Raw genomic sequence first — 14,643 nt, 5'->3', positions numbered from 1 at the left:
GTCACCCTACCGCCGGGCTCTGGTATTAACGCAACAGCGTTGCTAAAGTCGCCGGAATGGACGACCTCACCCGTCGGCGCCGCTGGTCGGCGCTGCTCGCGCTGGCCCTCGGTTCGGTCGGGATCGGGCTGACCGAGTTCGTGCCGGCCGGGCTGCTGCCGGACATCGCGCGCAGCGTGCTCGGGAACGCCGAACCGGATTCGGTCGCGCGGGCCGGGTGGATGATCACCGCGTACGCGCTGGGCGTGGTCGTCGGCGCGCCCGTGCTCGCCACGATCACCGCGCGGATGCGGCGCAAATGGCTGGTGCTCGGGCTGCTGGTGCTGTTCGTGCTCGGCACCGTCGCGTCCGCGCTGGCGTCGACGTTCGGTCTGGTGCTGGTGGCCCGGTTCGCCGCGGGCTTGCCGCACGGCGCGTACTTCGGGGCCGCCGGGCTGCTGGCGGCGACGCTGATGGGGCCGGGCAGCGAGGGGCGCGGTTTCGCCGTGGTGCTCAGCGGGCTGACGGTGGCGAACGTGGCCGGTGTCCCGGTGATCACCCGGCTGGGGCAGGCCGCGGGCTGGCGGACGGCGTACCTGGTCATCGCCGGGGTCTTCCTGCTCGCGCTGGTGGCGGTGGCGGCCACGGTGCCGGACGCGCCGGCCGCGGGTGGGTCGCCGGCCGACGAGTTGCGCGCGCTGCGCCGGCCGCAGGTGTGGCTGGTCGCGGTGACCGCGTCGATCGGGATCGCCGGGTTCTTCGCCGTCGACAGCTACCTCGCGCCGATCACGACGTCGGTCACCGGGCTGTCGCCGGGTGCGGTCCCGTGGGCCCTCGTCGCGGTCGGGCTCGGCATGACGGTGGGCAATTTCCTGGGTGGCTGGCAGGCCGACCGGAACCTGCGCCGCGCCATGGTGGTGGGCTTCGCCGCGGTGATCGTCGCGAACGTCTACTTCGGACTGACCGTGGGCTCGGCGTTCGGCCTGTTCACCGGCGCGTTCCTGATCGGCGGGACGATCCTGTTCCTCGGACCGGTGCTGCAGGCCCGGCTGATCGCGGTGGCGCCGGGCGCCCAGCTGATGGGTGCGGCGCTGAACCAGTCGGCGTTCAACACGGCCAACAGCCTCGGCGCGGCACTGGGCAGCGTCGTCATCGCCGTGGGCCTGGGGTACCGCGCGACGGCGTGGGCCGGGGTGGTGGTGAGCGCAGTCGGGCTCGCGCTGGCCGTGGTGGGGTTCGTGGTGGACCGCCGCGGCGCCACCGGGACAGCGGCGGATGAGCTCGTGCCGGCACGTGGCCGGCGGCGACCGTGAGAAACGGGACCGGCTATCGGCCGGCCTCGGTCACCCGGCTGGTGTACTCGGCCAAGAGCGCTTCGAGCTGTTCGGTCATGAAGACGTAGTAGTCGCGCATCTGCCGCAACCGCGCCCGTTGCTCGGCGGGCGGCGCCATCGCGATGGCCTGGACCGCCGCCGACCTCGCCGGCGGGGCGGCCTGAACGCGGAAGCGCGCGCCGGACGTTGTTCCGGTCGGGCCGCAGGTGCTATACCGGCAGCTGCCCGGTGTCGCGACGACGCGATGCCCCATGCGAGCGGAGTGTCTGGTGGCGAACCGTGCTTTGCGCTCATCGGTCGTGGTGGCGGCTCTGACCGCGCCCGTCCTCCTGCTGGGGACCGCGACCGCGGTGGCCGCTCCCGACTCGCCGCGGGGGCGGCAGCTGACGATCGAGACGGTGTCGAACCCGCGCCCGGCGCTCGTCAGCGGGGGACAGGTCCTGGTCAAGGTCGTCCCGCCGGAGAGAACGCCGGCCGGCCGCGTCAACGTCAGCGCCAACGGCCACGACGTCACGTCGAGTTTCCGCGCTCAGCCGGACGGCAGCCTGCTCGGCCTGGTCACCGGCCTGCGCGACGGCGCCAACGACGTGAGCGCCAGGACGAACGGACACGGCCCGGACCAGCGGGCGAACCTGCGCGTCACCAACCACCCGAGCACCGGGCCCGTCTTCTCCGGCTCGCAGCAGCACCCGTTCTACTGCGAGACCCAGGCGTTCGGCCTCCCCGCGGCGTCGCCGCCGCTCTGCAGCGCGCCGACCCAGGTGAGCTACCAGTACAAGACCACCGCCGGGGCGTTCGCGCCGCTGGCGGACCCGGCGAGCCGGCCCGCGGACCTCGCGACGACCACGGTCGGCGGGCACGCGGTGCCGTACGTGGTCCGCGTCGAGCGCGGCACGATCGACCGCGCCGTCTACGAGATGGCGGCGCTCTACGCCGGGGCGCCGTCGCCCGTCGCGCCGGACAGCAGCTGGAACGGGAAGCTGGTCTACACCTTCGGCGGCGGCTGCAACGCGGGCTACCACCAAGGCAACTCGACCGGCGGAGTCGTCAACGACCTGTTCCTGGCCCAGGGCTACGCGGTCGCGTCGTCGAGCCTGAACGTGCTCGACAACAACTGCAGCCCGATCATCTCGGCCGAAGCGGCGATGATGGTCAAGGAGCACTTCGTCGAGACCTACGGCCCGGTCGCCCACACCATCGGCTGGGGTGGCTCGGGCGGGGCGATCCAGCAGTACGACATCGCCGAGAACTACCCCGGCATCGTCGACGGCATCATCCCCGGCGTCTCGTTCCCGGACCCGCTGAGCACGGGCGGCCCGGTGTCGGACTGCCGCTTGCTGGAGCAGTACTTCGCCGGGCCGGGTGCGTCGTTCACCGCGGCGCAGAAGCAGGCTGTCGCGGGCTTCGCCAGCTATGACACCTGCGTGTCCTGGAACCTGACCTTCGCCAGCCGCGCCACCGCGACCGGCAGCTGCAACGCGGCCATCCCGGTCCCGGCGCGGTGGGATCCGGTCACCAACCCGCGCGGGGTGAAGTGCAACTCCAACGAGCAGCTGGCCAACCAGATCGGGCGGGACCCGAAGACCGGGTTCGTGCGCAGCCCGCTGGACACCACCGGCGTGCAGTACGGCTTGGCCGCGCTGAAGGCCGGGACGATCACCGCGGCGCAGTTCGTGGATCTCAACGCCGCCATCGGCGGCCTCGACTACACCGGAAAGCCCGTGGCGCAGCGGATCGCAGCCGATCCGAAGGCACTCGACACGGTGTACGCCGAGGACATCGTGAACTCGGCGTCGCAGGGGTTGCGGGAAACGCCGATCATCGACCAGCGGACCGACCTCGACCTCGCCGGGTTCGGCAACGACATCCACACCACCGAGTGGTCTTACGTGATGCGGCAACGGCTTCTGCGCGCCAACGGCACGGCGGGCAACCAGGTCATCATCGAAAACCACGCGACCGCGGCCGAAGCGGCGGCTGCCAGCGTCTACGAGCTCGACGCGATGGACCGCTGGCTCACCGCGATCGACGCCGACGGTTCGCACCGGAGCCTCCAGCAGAAGGTGCTGGCGAACCGGCCGCGCGATCTCGGCGACGGTTGCTACCTCTCGGCCGCGTCGCGCATCAACGAAAAGCTGACGTACCCGGCGACCGGCCGGTGCGGCGCGCAGTACCCGGTGGCGGCCAACACCCGGATGGTCGCGGGGGAGGGCCTGTCCCTCGACGTGCTGAAGTGCCGGCTCCAGCCGCTGAACTTCCGCGACTACCCGGTCACCTTCACCACGGCGGACCAGAAGCGGCTGCGGGCGACGTTCCCCGGCGGAGTGTGCGACTACCGCCGCCCGGGCGTCGGGCAGCGCGCGCCGATCGGAACCTGGCTGAGCTACGGCGACGAACGGACGGGCACCACCCCGCCGAAGAAGCTGCGGTGACGCACGACGGTGGCGCCGGTGGCTCGAGTCGTGTTCGTCAGGCTCACGCGGTGTGGCGGGAGCGGGCCAGGGCCAGCCCGCCGAGGACCGCGGCGACGAGCCCGATCGCGAGAGCCGCGAAGCCGCCGACGATGCCGTAGCCCGTGCCGGGACCACCCTCGGCGGCCGCGACGACCGCCCCGCCGGTGGCCATGCCGGCCACCCCCGCGAACAGAGCCGCGAAGGCGCTCTGTCTGCCGTGGCGAACCAGGGCCCGCAGGCCGATGACCACTCCGGCCAGCGCCACCAAGGCGGCCACGGAGCCTACGAGCCGTCCGGGGGTGATCGCGTAGGTGGCGGTCGTGAGCAAGTGATGTACAGACATGGGTTTCTCCTTCTCCTTTTGGGTCTTCCCCAGAGCATGTCCGTCGGACCCCCTCCGGTCGTCTGGCGAACACAGGCATTTCGCGCTGCCGCCGCGGCCGCATCCGGCTACCGCGGACGCGGCAAGCGTCGCGCGAGTACCGCGGATGCAGTACTCCGTGCGTAGGAGGTGCCCGGGCGAACATCCGGTTAGGGTTCGCGCATGAGGCGGATCGGTGCGGTGGACGGGCTGGTCGCCGTCGGCGTGGCGGCGATCCTGCTGGTCACCGGGCTGTCCGGGCAGCACGCGGCGACCGCTCTCGACCTGCTCGGCTACGCCTCGCTGACGGCCGGCGGCTTGGCGCTGGCCGCGCGCCGTCGGGCTCCGGTCGCCGTCCTCGCCGTCACCGGGCTGTGTGCGGTGGGGTACCTGGGGGCCGGTTTCGACGTGCCCGCCGTCGCGTACCTGTTCGCCGTGTACGCCGCCGTGCGAGCCGGCCGTCGCACGAGCACGGTGGTCGCGAGCGTGCTGATGCTGGTCGCGCTGCCCCTCGCGGCCCTGGCTTCGGGCCTGCACGACACCGGCGAGGCGTTCGCGCAGGCCCGGGGCGCCCTCGAGCTGGCCTGGCTGATCGCCGCCGGCGCGGCGGGTGAAGCGTTGCGGCAGGCCGAGCGCCGGGCGGACGAGGCCGAGCGCACCCGCGAGGAGACCGCGCGGCGCCGCGCCGACGAGGAGCGGCTGCACATCGCGCGCGAGCTGCACGACTCGCTCACCCACCAGATCTCCGTGATCAAGGTGCACGCCGAGGCCGCCGTCCACGTCGCCCGCAAGCGGGGTGAGGACGTGCCGGAGGCGCTGCTGGCGATCCGGGACGCCGGTCGTGAGGCGGCCCGGGAACTGCGGGCGACGCTGGAGGCGCTGCGCGACGACGACACGGCCCCGCCGCACGGGCTCGACCACGTCCCGGACCTGGTGACGCAGGCCCGGACGACCGGCTTGGACGCCCGGCTGACGATCGAGGGGCAGCGCACCGACGTGCCGGCGGCGGTGGACCGGACCGCGTACCGGATCGTCCAGGAGTCGCTGACCAACATCGCCCGGCACGCCGGTGCCGCCACCGCGGCGATCCGGATCGGTTACCAGCCCGAAGCCCTGGTCATCCAGGTGGACGACGACGGCACGGCCACCCCGGACGTCGCGCCGGTGCCCGGCACCGGGCTGCTCGGGATGCGGGAACGGGTCACCGCCCTCGGCGGCCGGCTGAACGCGGCGCCGCGCGGCGAAGGCGGCTTCACCGTCCAAGCCGAGCTTCCCGTGGCTCCGGCGTCGTGATCCGGGTCCTGCTGGCCGACGACCAGCCGCTCATCCGCAGCGGGTTCCGCGCGCTGCTCGACATCGAGGACGACATCGAGGTGGTGGCCGAGGCCGCCGACGGCCGCGAATGTCTCGCGCTGGCCCGGGAACTCCGGCCCGACATCGCTCTCGTCGACATCCGGATGCCGGTCCTCGACGGCATCGAAGCGACCCGGCGCATCGCCGCGGATCCGGCGCTCGCTCCGGTGCACGTCGTCATCCTGACCAACTACGGCCTGGACGAATACGTCTTCGACGCGCTGCGCGCCGGCGCGGCCGGGTTCCTCGTCAAGGACATCCGGCCGGAGGACTTCCTGCACGCCATCCGCGTCGCCGCGCGGGGCGACGCCCTGCTCGCGCCGTCGATCACCCGCAAGCTGATCGACCGCTACGTCACCCAGCCGCCCGCCCCCCGGACCGGAACCGGGCTGACGGAACTGACCAACCGGGAACGCGAAGCCGTCGCGCTCGTCGCGCGGGGTCTGTCCACCGACGAGATCGCCGGCCGCATGGGGATCAGCCCGCTGACCGCGAAGACCCACGTCAACCGGGCCATGACCAAGCTGCACGCCCGCGACCGCGCCCAGCTCGTGATCCTCGCCTACGAATCCGGCCTCGTCACTCCCGGTAGCTCCTGAACCCAGGGGGATTTACATCAATCCAGATTGATGTATCGTCCTTCTCGTGTCGCAAGCCGAAGCGTCGCCGTCGTTCGTGCGGCTGGCGGGCCACCCCGTGCGGTGGCGGCTGCTGCGCGAGCTGTCCCACAGCGATCGCCGGGTGCGGGAGCTGGTGGAACGGCTCGGGCAGCCGCAGAACCTGCTGTCCTACCACCTGAGCAAGCTGCGGGCGGCCGAGCTCGTGGTGGCGCGGCGCAGCAGCTACGACGGGCGCGACACCTACTACCACCTCGACCTGGAGCAGTGCGCGGGGTTGCTGGCCGACGCGGGCGCGGCCCTGCACCCGGGCCTGCGGCTCGACCCCGTCGCGCCGCCGGCTCCGGCAGCCGTTCGTCGCCGGGTGTTGTTCCTCTGCACGGGAAACAGCGCGCGCTCGCCGATGGCCGCCGCGCTGCTGAGCCACCGCGGCGGGGGCGTGGTCGACGTCGCCAGCGCCGGCAGCCGCCCGAAACCGGTGCACCCCAACGCCGTGCGCGTGCTCCGCGGCTACGGCATCACCCTGTCCCCCGAGCCGACCCACCTGGACACGGTGCGGGACCGGCACTTCGACGCGGTGATCAGCCTCTGCGACCGGGTCCGCGAAGTCTGCCCGGAGTTCCCCGGCCACCCCGAGACGATCCACTGGAGCGTGCCCGACCCGGCACTCGAAGGCGACACCGACCCCGAGACCTACCCCGCCTTCGAGCGCACCGCCGCCGAACTCGACGGCCGGGCCCGGTTCCTGCTGCACCACCTCGCCACATTGGCCGACACCGAAAGGAAGAGGTGATCCGAAGATGTCCACCGACCTGACCGGCCTGGTCCACGTGCGCTACCTCGTCGACGACGTCGAGGCCGCCGTCGCCTTCTACACCGAGCACCTCGGCTTCACGCTGCGGACCGACGCGGCCCCGGCGTTCGCCGACGTCGTGCGCGGAAACCTGCGCCTGCTGCTGAGCGGGCCGGCCAGCTCGGCCGGCCGCCCGATGCCCGACGGCCGGACTCCGGAACCCGGTGGCTGGAATCGCATCCACCTGCTCGTCGAGGACATCGACGCCGAGGTGGCGCGCCTGCGCGCCGCCGGGATCGGGTTCCGCAACGACGTGGTCACCGGCCCCGGTGGCCGCCAGATCCTGCTCGACGACCCCGCCGGGAACCCCGTCGAACTGTTCCAGCCGGCCACCCGGTGACGCAGGGGTCCGCGCCCGGGCTGCTGACCGTGGTCCGGGAGTGGGGCCGGATCGGCTGCATCGGCTTCGGCGGTCCGCCCACCCACATCGCGTTGCTGCGCGCCCTGTGCGTGGACCGGCGGAAGTGGCTGTCGGCGCGGGAGTTCGAGGACGCGGTCGCGGCGTGCAACCTGCTCCCGGGACCGGCGTCCACCCAGCTGTCGATCTTCTGCGCCTGGCGGGTCCGCGGCCGCTGGGGTGCGCTGGCCGGCGGTGTCGCGTTCATCGTGCCCGGTCTCGTCGTCATCCTCGTCCTGGCCGCGCTGTTCCTCACCGGTACGCCACCGGCCTGGGTGACCGGCGCCGGAGCCGGCGCGGGCGCGGCGGTGGCCGCGGTGGCCGTGCACGCCGGGGTCGGCCTGATCCCGGCGAGCCGGCGCCGATCGGCGGCGGCGAACCGGCTGCGCTGGGGTGCCTATCTCGGCGCCGGGCTCGCCGCCGCGGCGATCCTCGGCCCCTGGCTCGTCCTGGTGCTGCTGGGCTGCGGCATCGTCGAGTGGACGGTGCACCGCTCCCGCGACGCCGGCGCGTCACCCGCCGCATTGCTGGTCCCCGCCGGGAAAAGCGTGCTCGCCGGCGCCGCGAGTGCCGGTGTCCTGCTGTCGGTGGCGTGGGTGGCGCTGAAGGTCGGCGCGTTGTCCTACGGCGGCGGGTTCGTGATCATCCCGCTCATGCAGGCCGACGCCGTGGACCATTACCACTGGATGACCGGCGGCCAGTTCCTCAACGCCGTCGCGCTCGGTCAGATCACGCCCGGGCCAGTGGTGCAGACCGTCGCCGTGGTCGGCTACGCGGCCGCCGGTCTCGGCGGCGGACTGCTGGCTTCGGCCATCGCGTTCTCGCCGTCCTTCGTGTTCGTCCTGCTCGGCGCCCGGCACTTCGACCGGCTGCGCGGGAACCTGGCCGTCCGCGCGTTCCTCGACGGCGCCGGACCGGCCGCGATCGGCGCGATCCTCGGCTCGGCCATCCCCTTGACCCTGGCTCTCACCCAGGCCTGGCAGTACGGCGTGCTCGCCGGGGCCGCCGTCCTGCTCTTGCTCCTGCGGCGGGGGGTGGTGCTGACCCTGCTCGCCGCCGGTGGGGCCGGCGTCCTGCTCGCGGTGCTCGGCGCGCCGTTGCCGCACTGATACGCGGGTTATACCGGCGTGGCGGCACGGATGATCGCCGAGTGCAGCTTGTCGCCGACTTCGTGGGTGAGCCGGACGTCGACACCGACGAACCCGGCGTCGCGCAGGAGCGCCCGGTAGCGGTCGGCGGTGAGCGCGCCGCCGAGGCACTCGACCGCGCCGGTGCGGGCCGCGCGTTCGGCGTCGGTGAGCGTGTCGCCGGCGAGGATGTCGGTGATGCCGAGCCGGCCGCCGGGACGCAGGACGCGCGCGATTTCGGCGAACACGGCCGGCTTGTCGGGGGAGAGGGCGATGACGCAGTTGGAGATGACGACGTCGACCGAGGCGTCCGGCAGCGGGATCCGTTCGATCGTGCCCCGGACGAACTCGGCGTTGCTCACCCCGGCCCGCTCGGCGTGCCGGCGGGCGAGGGTGAGCATGTCGTCGGTCATGTCGAGGCCGATGGCCCGGCCGGCCGGGCCGACCCGGCGGGCGGAGAGCAGAACGTCGAGGCCGCCCCCGGAACCGAGGTCGAGCACGGTCTCGCCGGGGCGCAGTTCGGCGACGGCGAGCGGGTTGCCGCAGCCGAGGCTGGTCGCGCCCACCTCGGCCGGGATCTCCTCCCCGGCGTAGTGCACGGCGCCCAGCCGTTCGGCGTCCCCGTCGCCGCTGAGCAGGCCGGTTCCCTCCCCGGCGAGGGCTCGCCGCGCGGCGGCGGCGTAGCGATCGTGCACGGCGTCGCGGTCGGGGTTCATCGGCCGGCCTCGCAGGCGACGTCGGCGAACCTGGGGGCGGCCCGGCCCATGACGACGTCGGCGGCGGTCGGGAAGCAGGACACGCAGCGCTGGTTGACCTGGTAGAGCCGGGCGGTGCCGCGGGGTTCGACGAGCACGAACCGGGCTTCGGTGAGGATCTTGAGGTGCGCGGACACGGTGGACTGGCCCACGTCGACCTGTTCGACGATCTCGCCGACCGTCATCGGGCGGCTGGTGGACGCCAGCAGGTTCAGGACCTGCACCCGGGTCGGGTCGGCCAGCGCGCGGAACCAGCCCGCGTAGGTCTCGGCGATGTCGCGATCGAGCACGGCGCTCCTTCCATCGTCCATCGACGATAGACGATGAAAGGCGCGCGCGGAAGCCGCCGGGTTCAAGCGGTGGCGGGGACCAGCTCGGCCAGCAGCGCCCGGACGCGGCGGTCGATCTCGTCGCGGATCGGGCGTACCCGCTCGACCGGGAGTCCCGCGGGATCGTCGAGCTGCCAGTCGAGATAGCGCTTGCCCGGGAAGATCGGGCACGCGTCACCGCACCCCATGGTGATGACGACGTCGGCGGCTTCGACCGCGTCGGTGGTCAACCGCTGGGGAAACTCGCGTGAGACGTCGATCCCGAGTTCGGCCATGACCGCGACCACGGCCGGGTTCACCTCACTCGCGGGAGCCGAGCCCGCGGACCGGACGGCAACGCGACCGGCGGCGTGGCGGTGCAGCAGCGCGGCGGCCATCTGGGACCGGCCGGCGTTGTGGACGCAGACGAAGAGGACTTGCGGCGTGTTCACGGGGCGACCTCCAGGGGAGCGGCGGTGAAGCGGCGGCGCAAGGCGAGAGAGACGTACACGAGGGCGACGAGCACCGGCACTTCGATCAGCGGGCCGACGACGCCGGCCAGCGCCTGCCCGCTGGTGGCCCCGAACGTCGCGATGGCCACGGCGATGGCGAGTTCGAAGTTGTTGCCCGCGGCGGTGAACGCCAGGGTCGTGGTGCGTTCGTAGGACAGGCCCACGGCTTTGCCGAACGCGAAGGAACCGGCCCACATCAGTCCGAAGTAGACCAGCAGCGGCACAGCGATCCGGACGACGTCCCACGGCCGGCCGGTGATCTGCTCGCCCTGCAAGGCGAAGAGCACGACGATGGTGAACAGCAGCCCGTAGAGCGCGGCCGGGCCGATCTTGGGCAGGAACCGCGTCTCGTACCAAGCCCGACCTCGGGCACGCTCGCCGAGGCGCCGGGTCAGGTAGCCGGCGACCAGCGGGATGCCGAGGAAGATCAGCACGCTTTTCGCGATCTGCCACCCGGACACCGCGAGGTCGGCTTGCGGAAGTCCGAGCCGGGCGGGCAGGACCGAGAGGTAGAACCAGCCCAGCAGCCCGAACGCGATCACCTGGAAGACCGAGTTCAGCGCGACCAGCACGGCGGCGGCTTCGCGATCGCCGCAGGCCAGGTCGTTCCAGATGATCACCATGGCGATGCAGCGGGCCAGGCCGACGATGATCAGCCCGGTCCGGTACTCCGGCAGGTCCGGCAGCAGCAGCCACGCGAGGGCGAACATCAGCGCGGGGCCGACGACCCAGTTCAGCACCAGCGACGGCCACAGCAGCCGCCGGTCGCGGGTGACCGTGGCGAGCCGGTCGTAGCGGACCTTCGCCAGCACCGGGTACATCATCACCAGCAGCCCGAGGGCGATCGGGAGCGAGATCCCGTCCACCTCGACGGCGGAGAGGGCGGTGTTCAGGCCAGGGACCCCGCGTCCGGCCAGGACACCGGCGGCCATCGCGGCCGCGATCCACCCGGGCAGGAACCGGTCCAAAGTGGACAGCTTGCCGACGACCTTGTCCGTCACGCCGGGACGATCGCGTCGCCGGGAACCAGAACGGCCGACAGTCGGGCCAGCACCTCGGGGTGGACGCGGTAGTACACCCACGTTCCGCGCCGTTCACCGGTGATCAGGCCGGACTCGCGGAGCACCTTGAGGTGGTGGGAGATGGTCGGGCCGGTGAGGTCGAACGCGTCGGTCAGGTCGCAGACGCACGCCTCGCCGCCCGCGTGGGAGGCGATCAGCGACAGCAGGCGCAGCCGGACCGGGTCGGCCATGGCCTTGAACAACTTCGACAACTCGATCGCCTGCCCGGCGGACAGGGGCTCGCGCGCGAGCGGGGAGCAGCACGTGTCCATCGCGACGACCGGCAGCTGTTTCGGCATGCGTCTATCTTGACAGACATCTATCTAGAGAGCAATCTAAGTCGCGTCCACTGTTTTGATGAACATCTATCCAAGGAGGACGAGATGTCACGGGTACAGCTAGCTTTGCGGGTCGGCGACCTCGAAGGCTCGATCGACTTCTACTCGAAGCTGTTCGGCACCGAGCCCGCCAAGCTCCGTCCCGGCTACGCCAACTTCGCCATCGCCGAACCCGCGCTCAAGCTGGTACTGCTGGAAGGAGAGCCGGGCCAGGCCACCGTCATGGACCACCTCGGCGTCGAGGTCGAGTCGACCGACCAGGTCGGCGAAGCCACCAAACGCCTCACCGGCGAAGGACTGGAGACCCTGACCGAGGACGACACCACCTGCTGCTACGCCGTGCAGGACAAGGTGTGGGTGCACGGCCCCGGCCAGGAGCCGTGGGAGGTCTACACGGTCAAGGGCGACTCGCAAACCTACGGCGCCGACAGCGCCGCACTGGTCACCCCGGCCACCTGCTGCACGCCGGACGCCGAGACAGGCCGGCCCGACGAGGCCACCCAGCCCGAAGGCTGCTGTTCCTGAAAGCGGAGGCTTCCCGGTGCCGGCCGGAGCCGTTGTGCGCGCAGGCAAAACAGGATTCAGGCTCCAGGCCGGTTGCCGGTGGGAATCGTGATGGGCGTGCTCGTCGGGGAAGTGACCTTGTTGAGGAAGAGCATCGCGATCGCGCGCACGAACTGGTCGAACACGGAGAACCCCGCCGGGGCGATGGGCAACAGCCCCTCGCGGAACGCGATGTACGCGGGCCATCCGGTACGGACGAGGGCCGCTGCCGCGTAATCGCGGGGCAGGCCGAGCCAGTCGCCCACCGCGTCGCTCAGCACGTAGCGCACGAACTCGTTGAGGAACCCGCGGGTGACGCCCAGGTCGATCTGCGCGGTCAGTCCGAGCAGGTCCTCGGCCAGCTCCTTGCCCTCGGTCGTGGGGGACAGGAGCGGGGTGAGGACCTGCGTCGACTGCGCGTCCGCTTCGGCCCACGTCTGGGGGATGAACTCGTCGCGCACGCCGAGCAGATGGATGGCGACCTGCCACTGGTGCAGGAAAGCCTCCTCGTCCGCGGCCGACATCGGGACGCGCCATTCGAGCAGCTTGCGGTGCGCGAAGGTGCCGAGGCTGTGGAAGGTCACCAGGATGTCGCCGTTGCTGATCGGCACCTGCTCGTCGGCCACCGCCCGCCAATGCGATGACTGCGGCAGCAGGTGGCGCACCGCGGCGTGCACCAGCCGGGTCTTGGTGGCCGTCACCACGAACTGGCCCGTGGGCCGGAACGCGTTCAGGTCGCTCAGGTCGTAGCCGAAGGTGAACGTCTTGGCCGCGCGGTCCTGCATGTTCGCCCCGCCCGCGGACCAGTAGACCGACTTGGCCTCCCGCGGGATCACCGTGCTCATGATGCCGCTGCCCAGGCCGTACAGCATGAACAGGTAGGTGTCCTTGCGCCGGTTGAAGTCGGCGGCGCGGCGCAGCTTGGCGGCGTCGGCCCAGGAGGGCAGCCGGTTGACCTGCCCGAGGTAGGTGGCCAGGTCGGCGGGGAGGCCGGTGGGGAGCGGGTCGGCGTTGTTCACCCACGGCCGCAGCGCGGTGTTGACCGCGGGCACCTGGCCGGTGTCGACGATGCCCGCCATCAGGCGGTCCACCTCGTCGTCCCAGACCCACCAGGGGTCCGTGCCCGCGGTGGCGCCGCCGGCCGACGCCCAGGCGGGGACGACGCCGGTCGCGCTCGCCAAGCCCAGTGCGACGCCCAGGGAGAGGATGTTCCTTCGGCTGAGATTGCTCATTTACTTACCTAGCTTCCTCGGTAGGCAGTAACTGCGTCGAGCGGCGGCTACGGGGAGATTCTCCATTAACATAGCGAGGCCGGACGCTGGTCGGCAAGAGCCTCACCGCCCGAATCGGTCCCGCCATGGCGGCCACGAGGCGCGAGTCTCCCGGTTCACTTCGTGGTTGACTGGCACGCATGGCCCCGTTCTCGCGCACCGCTGCCCGGCGGCCTCGGTGACCGCCGAGCCGGCGGCGGCCGTCCGGCCGCGCAACCGCAAGCAGCTCATCGTCGAAGCGGGCGCCACCGTCTTCAGCGAGCGCGGCTACCACGCCGCCTCCATGGAGGAGATCGCGGCCGGGGTGGGCATCACCGCGGCCGCGCTGTACCGGCACTTCCCGAACAAGTACGCCCTGTTCGCCGAGTGCGCGAACGTCATGGTGGACCGCCTCGTCGCGGCCCTCGGCGAGGTGCCTTCGGACGCGCCGCTCGCGGACGTCCTCGCCTCCGTCACCCGGGTCACCGTCGCGCACCGCGGGTCCGGTGGGGTGCACCGGTGGGAGGCCCGGTACCTCGATCGCGAAGACCGCCGGGTGCTCAAGGGGAAGTTCGCCCACGTCGTCGAGCGGGTCGCGGACGTGGTGGGGCGCGAGTACCCGGGACCCGGCGAGCGCCTGCGCACCGTGGCGGCCCTGGGGGCGATCGGTTCGATCACGATGCACCACAACTCGCTCGGCCGGCGCCGGGTCGAAGACCTGCTGCAGGCGTCCGCGCTCCGCGTGGCCGCGACCGATCCCGCCGCGGCGGACACCCGTCTCGTCGAACTGCCCGCCCGGCCCGTGCCCCGCACCCGGCGTTCGGAGATCCTCGCGGCCGCCATCCCGCTGTTCGAGCGGGACGGGTTCACCGCCGTCACCAACGGCATGATCGCCGAGGCGGTGGGGATGGTGTCGTCGGGGTTGTACCGGTACTTCCCGGGCAAGGCCGACATCTTGGCGGCGGCGTGCCTGCAGGCAGCCGACCTGCTGGCCCAGGCGGTCGAGCACAACCTCCGCGGGGTCACCGATCCGCACGAGGCCCTGACGGCGCTGTCCGCGACCTACGTGGCGTACAGCTTCGAGCACAACGCCCTCAACAGCGTGGCCAACGCGGAGATCGTGGGCTTGCCGGCCGGCCTGCGCCGGCCCTTGGTCGCCGCGCAGCGCGAGCACATCGCCGTGTGGGAGCAGCATCTGCGCCACGCGCGGCCCGATCTCGATGCGCGCCAGGCGCGGGTGCTGGTGCACGCCGGTTTCGGCGTGGTGGTCGAGACCGGACGCCACCTGCGGTGGAAGGACGGTCCCGAGCACCGGGCCGCGCTCGCCGCGTTGCTCGTCAGTGCTCTGGACCTGTAAGGGAACTTCTTCCCAGCGCCGGATGAGGCCGGCGGTTAGGGTGCG

At 72.1% G+C, this 14,643-nt stretch carries 17 protein-coding genes; 9 read left to right on the top strand and 8 right to left on the bottom strand.

What is annotated here, in order from left to right; all coding sequences use genetic code 11:
- Positions 1–56: 56 nt before the first annotated feature.
- A complete protein-coding gene (locus AB0N03_RS26455; RefSeq protein WP_364377013.1) occupies positions 57–1,292 on the top strand; it encodes an MFS transporter in 1,236 nt (411 codons plus the stop codon).
- 13 nt (positions 1,293–1,305) lie between these two features.
- Here AB0N03_RS26455 and AB0N03_RS26450 read toward each other — a convergent pair whose 3' ends face one another.
- Positions 1,306–1,566 (bottom strand): hypothetical protein, encoded by a 261-nt coding sequence (locus AB0N03_RS26450; RefSeq protein WP_364377011.1) that lies wholly within the window; start codon positions 1,564–1,566, stop codon positions 1,306–1,308.
- 16 nt (positions 1,567–1,582) lie between these two features.
- On the opposite strand from AB0N03_RS26450, the gene AB0N03_RS26445 reads away from it, so the two are divergent.
- On the top strand, positions 1,583–3,745 hold the full coding sequence (locus AB0N03_RS26445) for a DUF6351 family protein (protein ID WP_364377009.1): 2,163 nt from the start codon (positions 1,583–1,585) through the stop codon (positions 3,743–3,745).
- A 43-nt stretch (positions 3,746–3,788) separates the two neighbouring features.
- Here AB0N03_RS26445 and AB0N03_RS26440 read toward each other — a convergent pair whose 3' ends face one another.
- Positions 3,789–4,109 (bottom strand): DUF6223 family protein, encoded by a 321-nt coding sequence (locus tag AB0N03_RS26440; protein WP_364377007.1) that lies wholly within the window; start codon positions 4,107–4,109, stop codon positions 3,789–3,791.
- Between the two features lie 201 nt (positions 4,110–4,310).
- On the opposite strand from AB0N03_RS26440, the gene AB0N03_RS26435 reads away from it, so the two are divergent.
- Genes AB0N03_RS26435 through chrA form a run of 5 tightly spaced genes read left to right on the top strand, consistent with a single transcriptional unit; the run spans position 4,311 to position 8,456 of the window.
- On the top strand, positions 4,311–5,420 hold the full coding sequence (locus AB0N03_RS26435) for a histidine kinase (RefSeq protein WP_364377005.1): 1,110 nt from the start codon (positions 4,311–4,313) through the stop codon (positions 5,418–5,420).
- Entirely contained in the window at positions 5,417–6,079 is a 663-nt protein-coding gene (locus tag AB0N03_RS26430; RefSeq protein WP_364377003.1) for a response regulator transcription factor, read from the top strand. The genes AB0N03_RS26435 and AB0N03_RS26430 overlap by 4 nt, the downstream gene beginning before the upstream one ends.
- A 46-nt stretch (positions 6,080–6,125) precedes the next feature.
- Positions 6,126–6,890 carry a MarR family transcriptional regulator gene (locus tag AB0N03_RS26425; protein WP_364377001.1) on the top strand — a complete coding sequence of 255 codons (765 nt, stop codon included), beginning with the start codon at positions 6,126–6,128 and terminating at the stop codon, positions 6,888–6,890.
- A 7-nt stretch (positions 6,891–6,897) separates the two neighbouring features.
- Positions 6,898–7,290 (top strand): VOC family protein, encoded by a 393-nt coding sequence (locus AB0N03_RS26420; RefSeq protein ID WP_364376999.1) that lies wholly within the window; start codon positions 6,898–6,900, stop codon positions 7,288–7,290.
- A complete protein-coding gene (gene chrA / locus AB0N03_RS26415; protein ID WP_364376997.1) occupies positions 7,287–8,456 on the top strand; it encodes a chromate efflux transporter in 1,170 nt (389 codons plus the stop codon). Before AB0N03_RS26420 ends, chrA begins: the two co-directional genes overlap by 4 nt.
- Before the next feature lie 8 nt (positions 8,457–8,464).
- Here the strand turns inward: chrA and AB0N03_RS26410 are convergent, their stop codons facing one another.
- From AB0N03_RS26410 to AB0N03_RS26390, 5 genes are read right to left on the bottom strand one after another with little or no spacing between them, the layout of a single operon-like run.
- A complete protein-coding gene (locus tag AB0N03_RS26410; protein WP_364376995.1) occupies positions 8,465–9,190 on the bottom strand; it encodes a methyltransferase domain-containing protein in 726 nt (241 codons plus the stop codon).
- Complete coding sequence (locus AB0N03_RS26405) at positions 9,187–9,540, bottom strand: metalloregulator ArsR/SmtB family transcription factor (protein WP_364376993.1); 354 nt, start codon at positions 9,538–9,540, stop codon at positions 9,187–9,189. Before AB0N03_RS26405 ends, AB0N03_RS26410 begins: the two co-directional genes overlap by 4 nt.
- A 41-nt stretch (positions 9,541–9,581) precedes the next feature.
- A complete protein-coding gene (locus AB0N03_RS26400; RefSeq protein WP_364376991.1) occupies positions 9,582–9,989 on the bottom strand; it encodes an arsenate reductase ArsC in 408 nt (135 codons plus the stop codon).
- Positions 9,986–11,050: an ACR3 family arsenite efflux transporter gene (arsB, locus tag AB0N03_RS26395; protein ID WP_364376990.1), complete on the bottom strand. Its 1,065-nt coding sequence runs from the start codon at positions 11,048–11,050 to the stop codon at positions 9,986–9,988. Before arsB ends, AB0N03_RS26400 begins: the two co-directional genes overlap by 4 nt.
- Entirely contained in the window at positions 11,047–11,409 is a 363-nt protein-coding gene (locus tag AB0N03_RS26390) for a metalloregulator ArsR/SmtB family transcription factor (protein ID WP_364376988.1), read from the bottom strand. Before AB0N03_RS26390 ends, arsB begins: the two co-directional genes overlap by 4 nt.
- Before the next feature lie 84 nt (positions 11,410–11,493).
- Here AB0N03_RS26390 and AB0N03_RS26385 point away from each other — a divergent pair, with 84 nt between their 5' ends.
- Entirely contained in the window at positions 11,494–11,973 is a 480-nt protein-coding gene (locus tag AB0N03_RS26385) for an ArsI/CadI family heavy metal resistance metalloenzyme (protein WP_364376986.1), read from the top strand.
- 56 nt (positions 11,974–12,029) lie between these two features.
- Here AB0N03_RS26385 and AB0N03_RS26380 read toward each other — a convergent pair whose 3' ends face one another.
- A complete protein-coding gene (locus tag AB0N03_RS26380; RefSeq protein WP_364376984.1) occupies positions 12,030–13,223 on the bottom strand; it encodes an oxygenase MpaB family protein in 1,194 nt (397 codons plus the stop codon).
- 217 nt (positions 13,224–13,440) lie between these two features.
- Between AB0N03_RS26380 and AB0N03_RS26375 the strand changes: the two genes are divergently transcribed.
- Positions 13,441–14,598, top strand: a complete 1,158-nt coding sequence (locus AB0N03_RS26375; RefSeq protein WP_364377079.1) for a TetR/AcrR family transcriptional regulator — start codon at positions 13,441–13,443, stop codon at positions 14,596–14,598.
- The last annotated feature ends 45 nt before the right edge of the window (positions 14,599–14,643 follow it).

The sequence above is a fragment of the Amycolatopsis sp. NPDC051061 genome, from assembly GCF_040682935.1.
In the GTDB taxonomy this organism is placed as follows: Bacteria; Actinomycetota; Actinomycetes; order Mycobacteriales; family Pseudonocardiaceae; genus Amycolatopsis.
The sequence above is the reverse complement of the archived record's forward strand: the minus strand, read 5'-3'. Positions and strand labels throughout refer to the sequence as shown.

Bases quoted from the DNA above. Each gene is read 5' to 3' on its own strand.
- AB0N03_RS26455 (WP_364377013.1), top strand. From the start codon at position 57: ATGGACGACCTCACCCGTCGGCGCCGCTGGTCGGCGCTGCTCGCGCTG.
- AB0N03_RS26450 (WP_364377011.1), bottom strand. From the start codon at position 1,566: ATGGGGCATCGCGTCGTCGCGACACCGGGCAGCTGCCGGTATAGCACC.
- AB0N03_RS26440 (WP_364377007.1), bottom strand. From the start codon at position 4,109: ATGTCTGTACATCACTTGCTCACGACCGCCACCTACGCGATCACCCCC.
- AB0N03_RS26435 (WP_364377005.1), top strand. From the start codon at position 4,311: ATGAGGCGGATCGGTGCGGTGGACGGGCTGGTCGCCGTCGGCGTGGCG.
- AB0N03_RS26420 (WP_364376999.1), top strand. From the start codon at position 6,898: ATGTCCACCGACCTGACCGGCCTGGTCCACGTGCGCTACCTCGTCGAC.
- AB0N03_RS26410 (WP_364376995.1), bottom strand. From the start codon at position 9,190: ATGAACCCCGACCGCGACGCCGTGCACGATCGCTACGCCGCCGCCGCG.
- AB0N03_RS26405 (WP_364376993.1), bottom strand. From the start codon at position 9,540: ATGGACGATGGAAGGAGCGCCGTGCTCGATCGCGACATCGCCGAGACC.
- AB0N03_RS26390 (WP_364376988.1), bottom strand. From the start codon at position 11,409: ATGCCGAAACAGCTGCCGGTCGTCGCGATGGACACGTGCTGCTCCCCG.
- AB0N03_RS26385 (WP_364376986.1), top strand. From the start codon at position 11,494: ATGTCACGGGTACAGCTAGCTTTGCGGGTCGGCGACCTCGAAGGCTCG.
- AB0N03_RS26380 (WP_364376984.1), bottom strand. From the start codon at position 13,223: ATGAGCAATCTCAGCCGAAGGAACATCCTCTCCCTGGGCGTCGCACTG.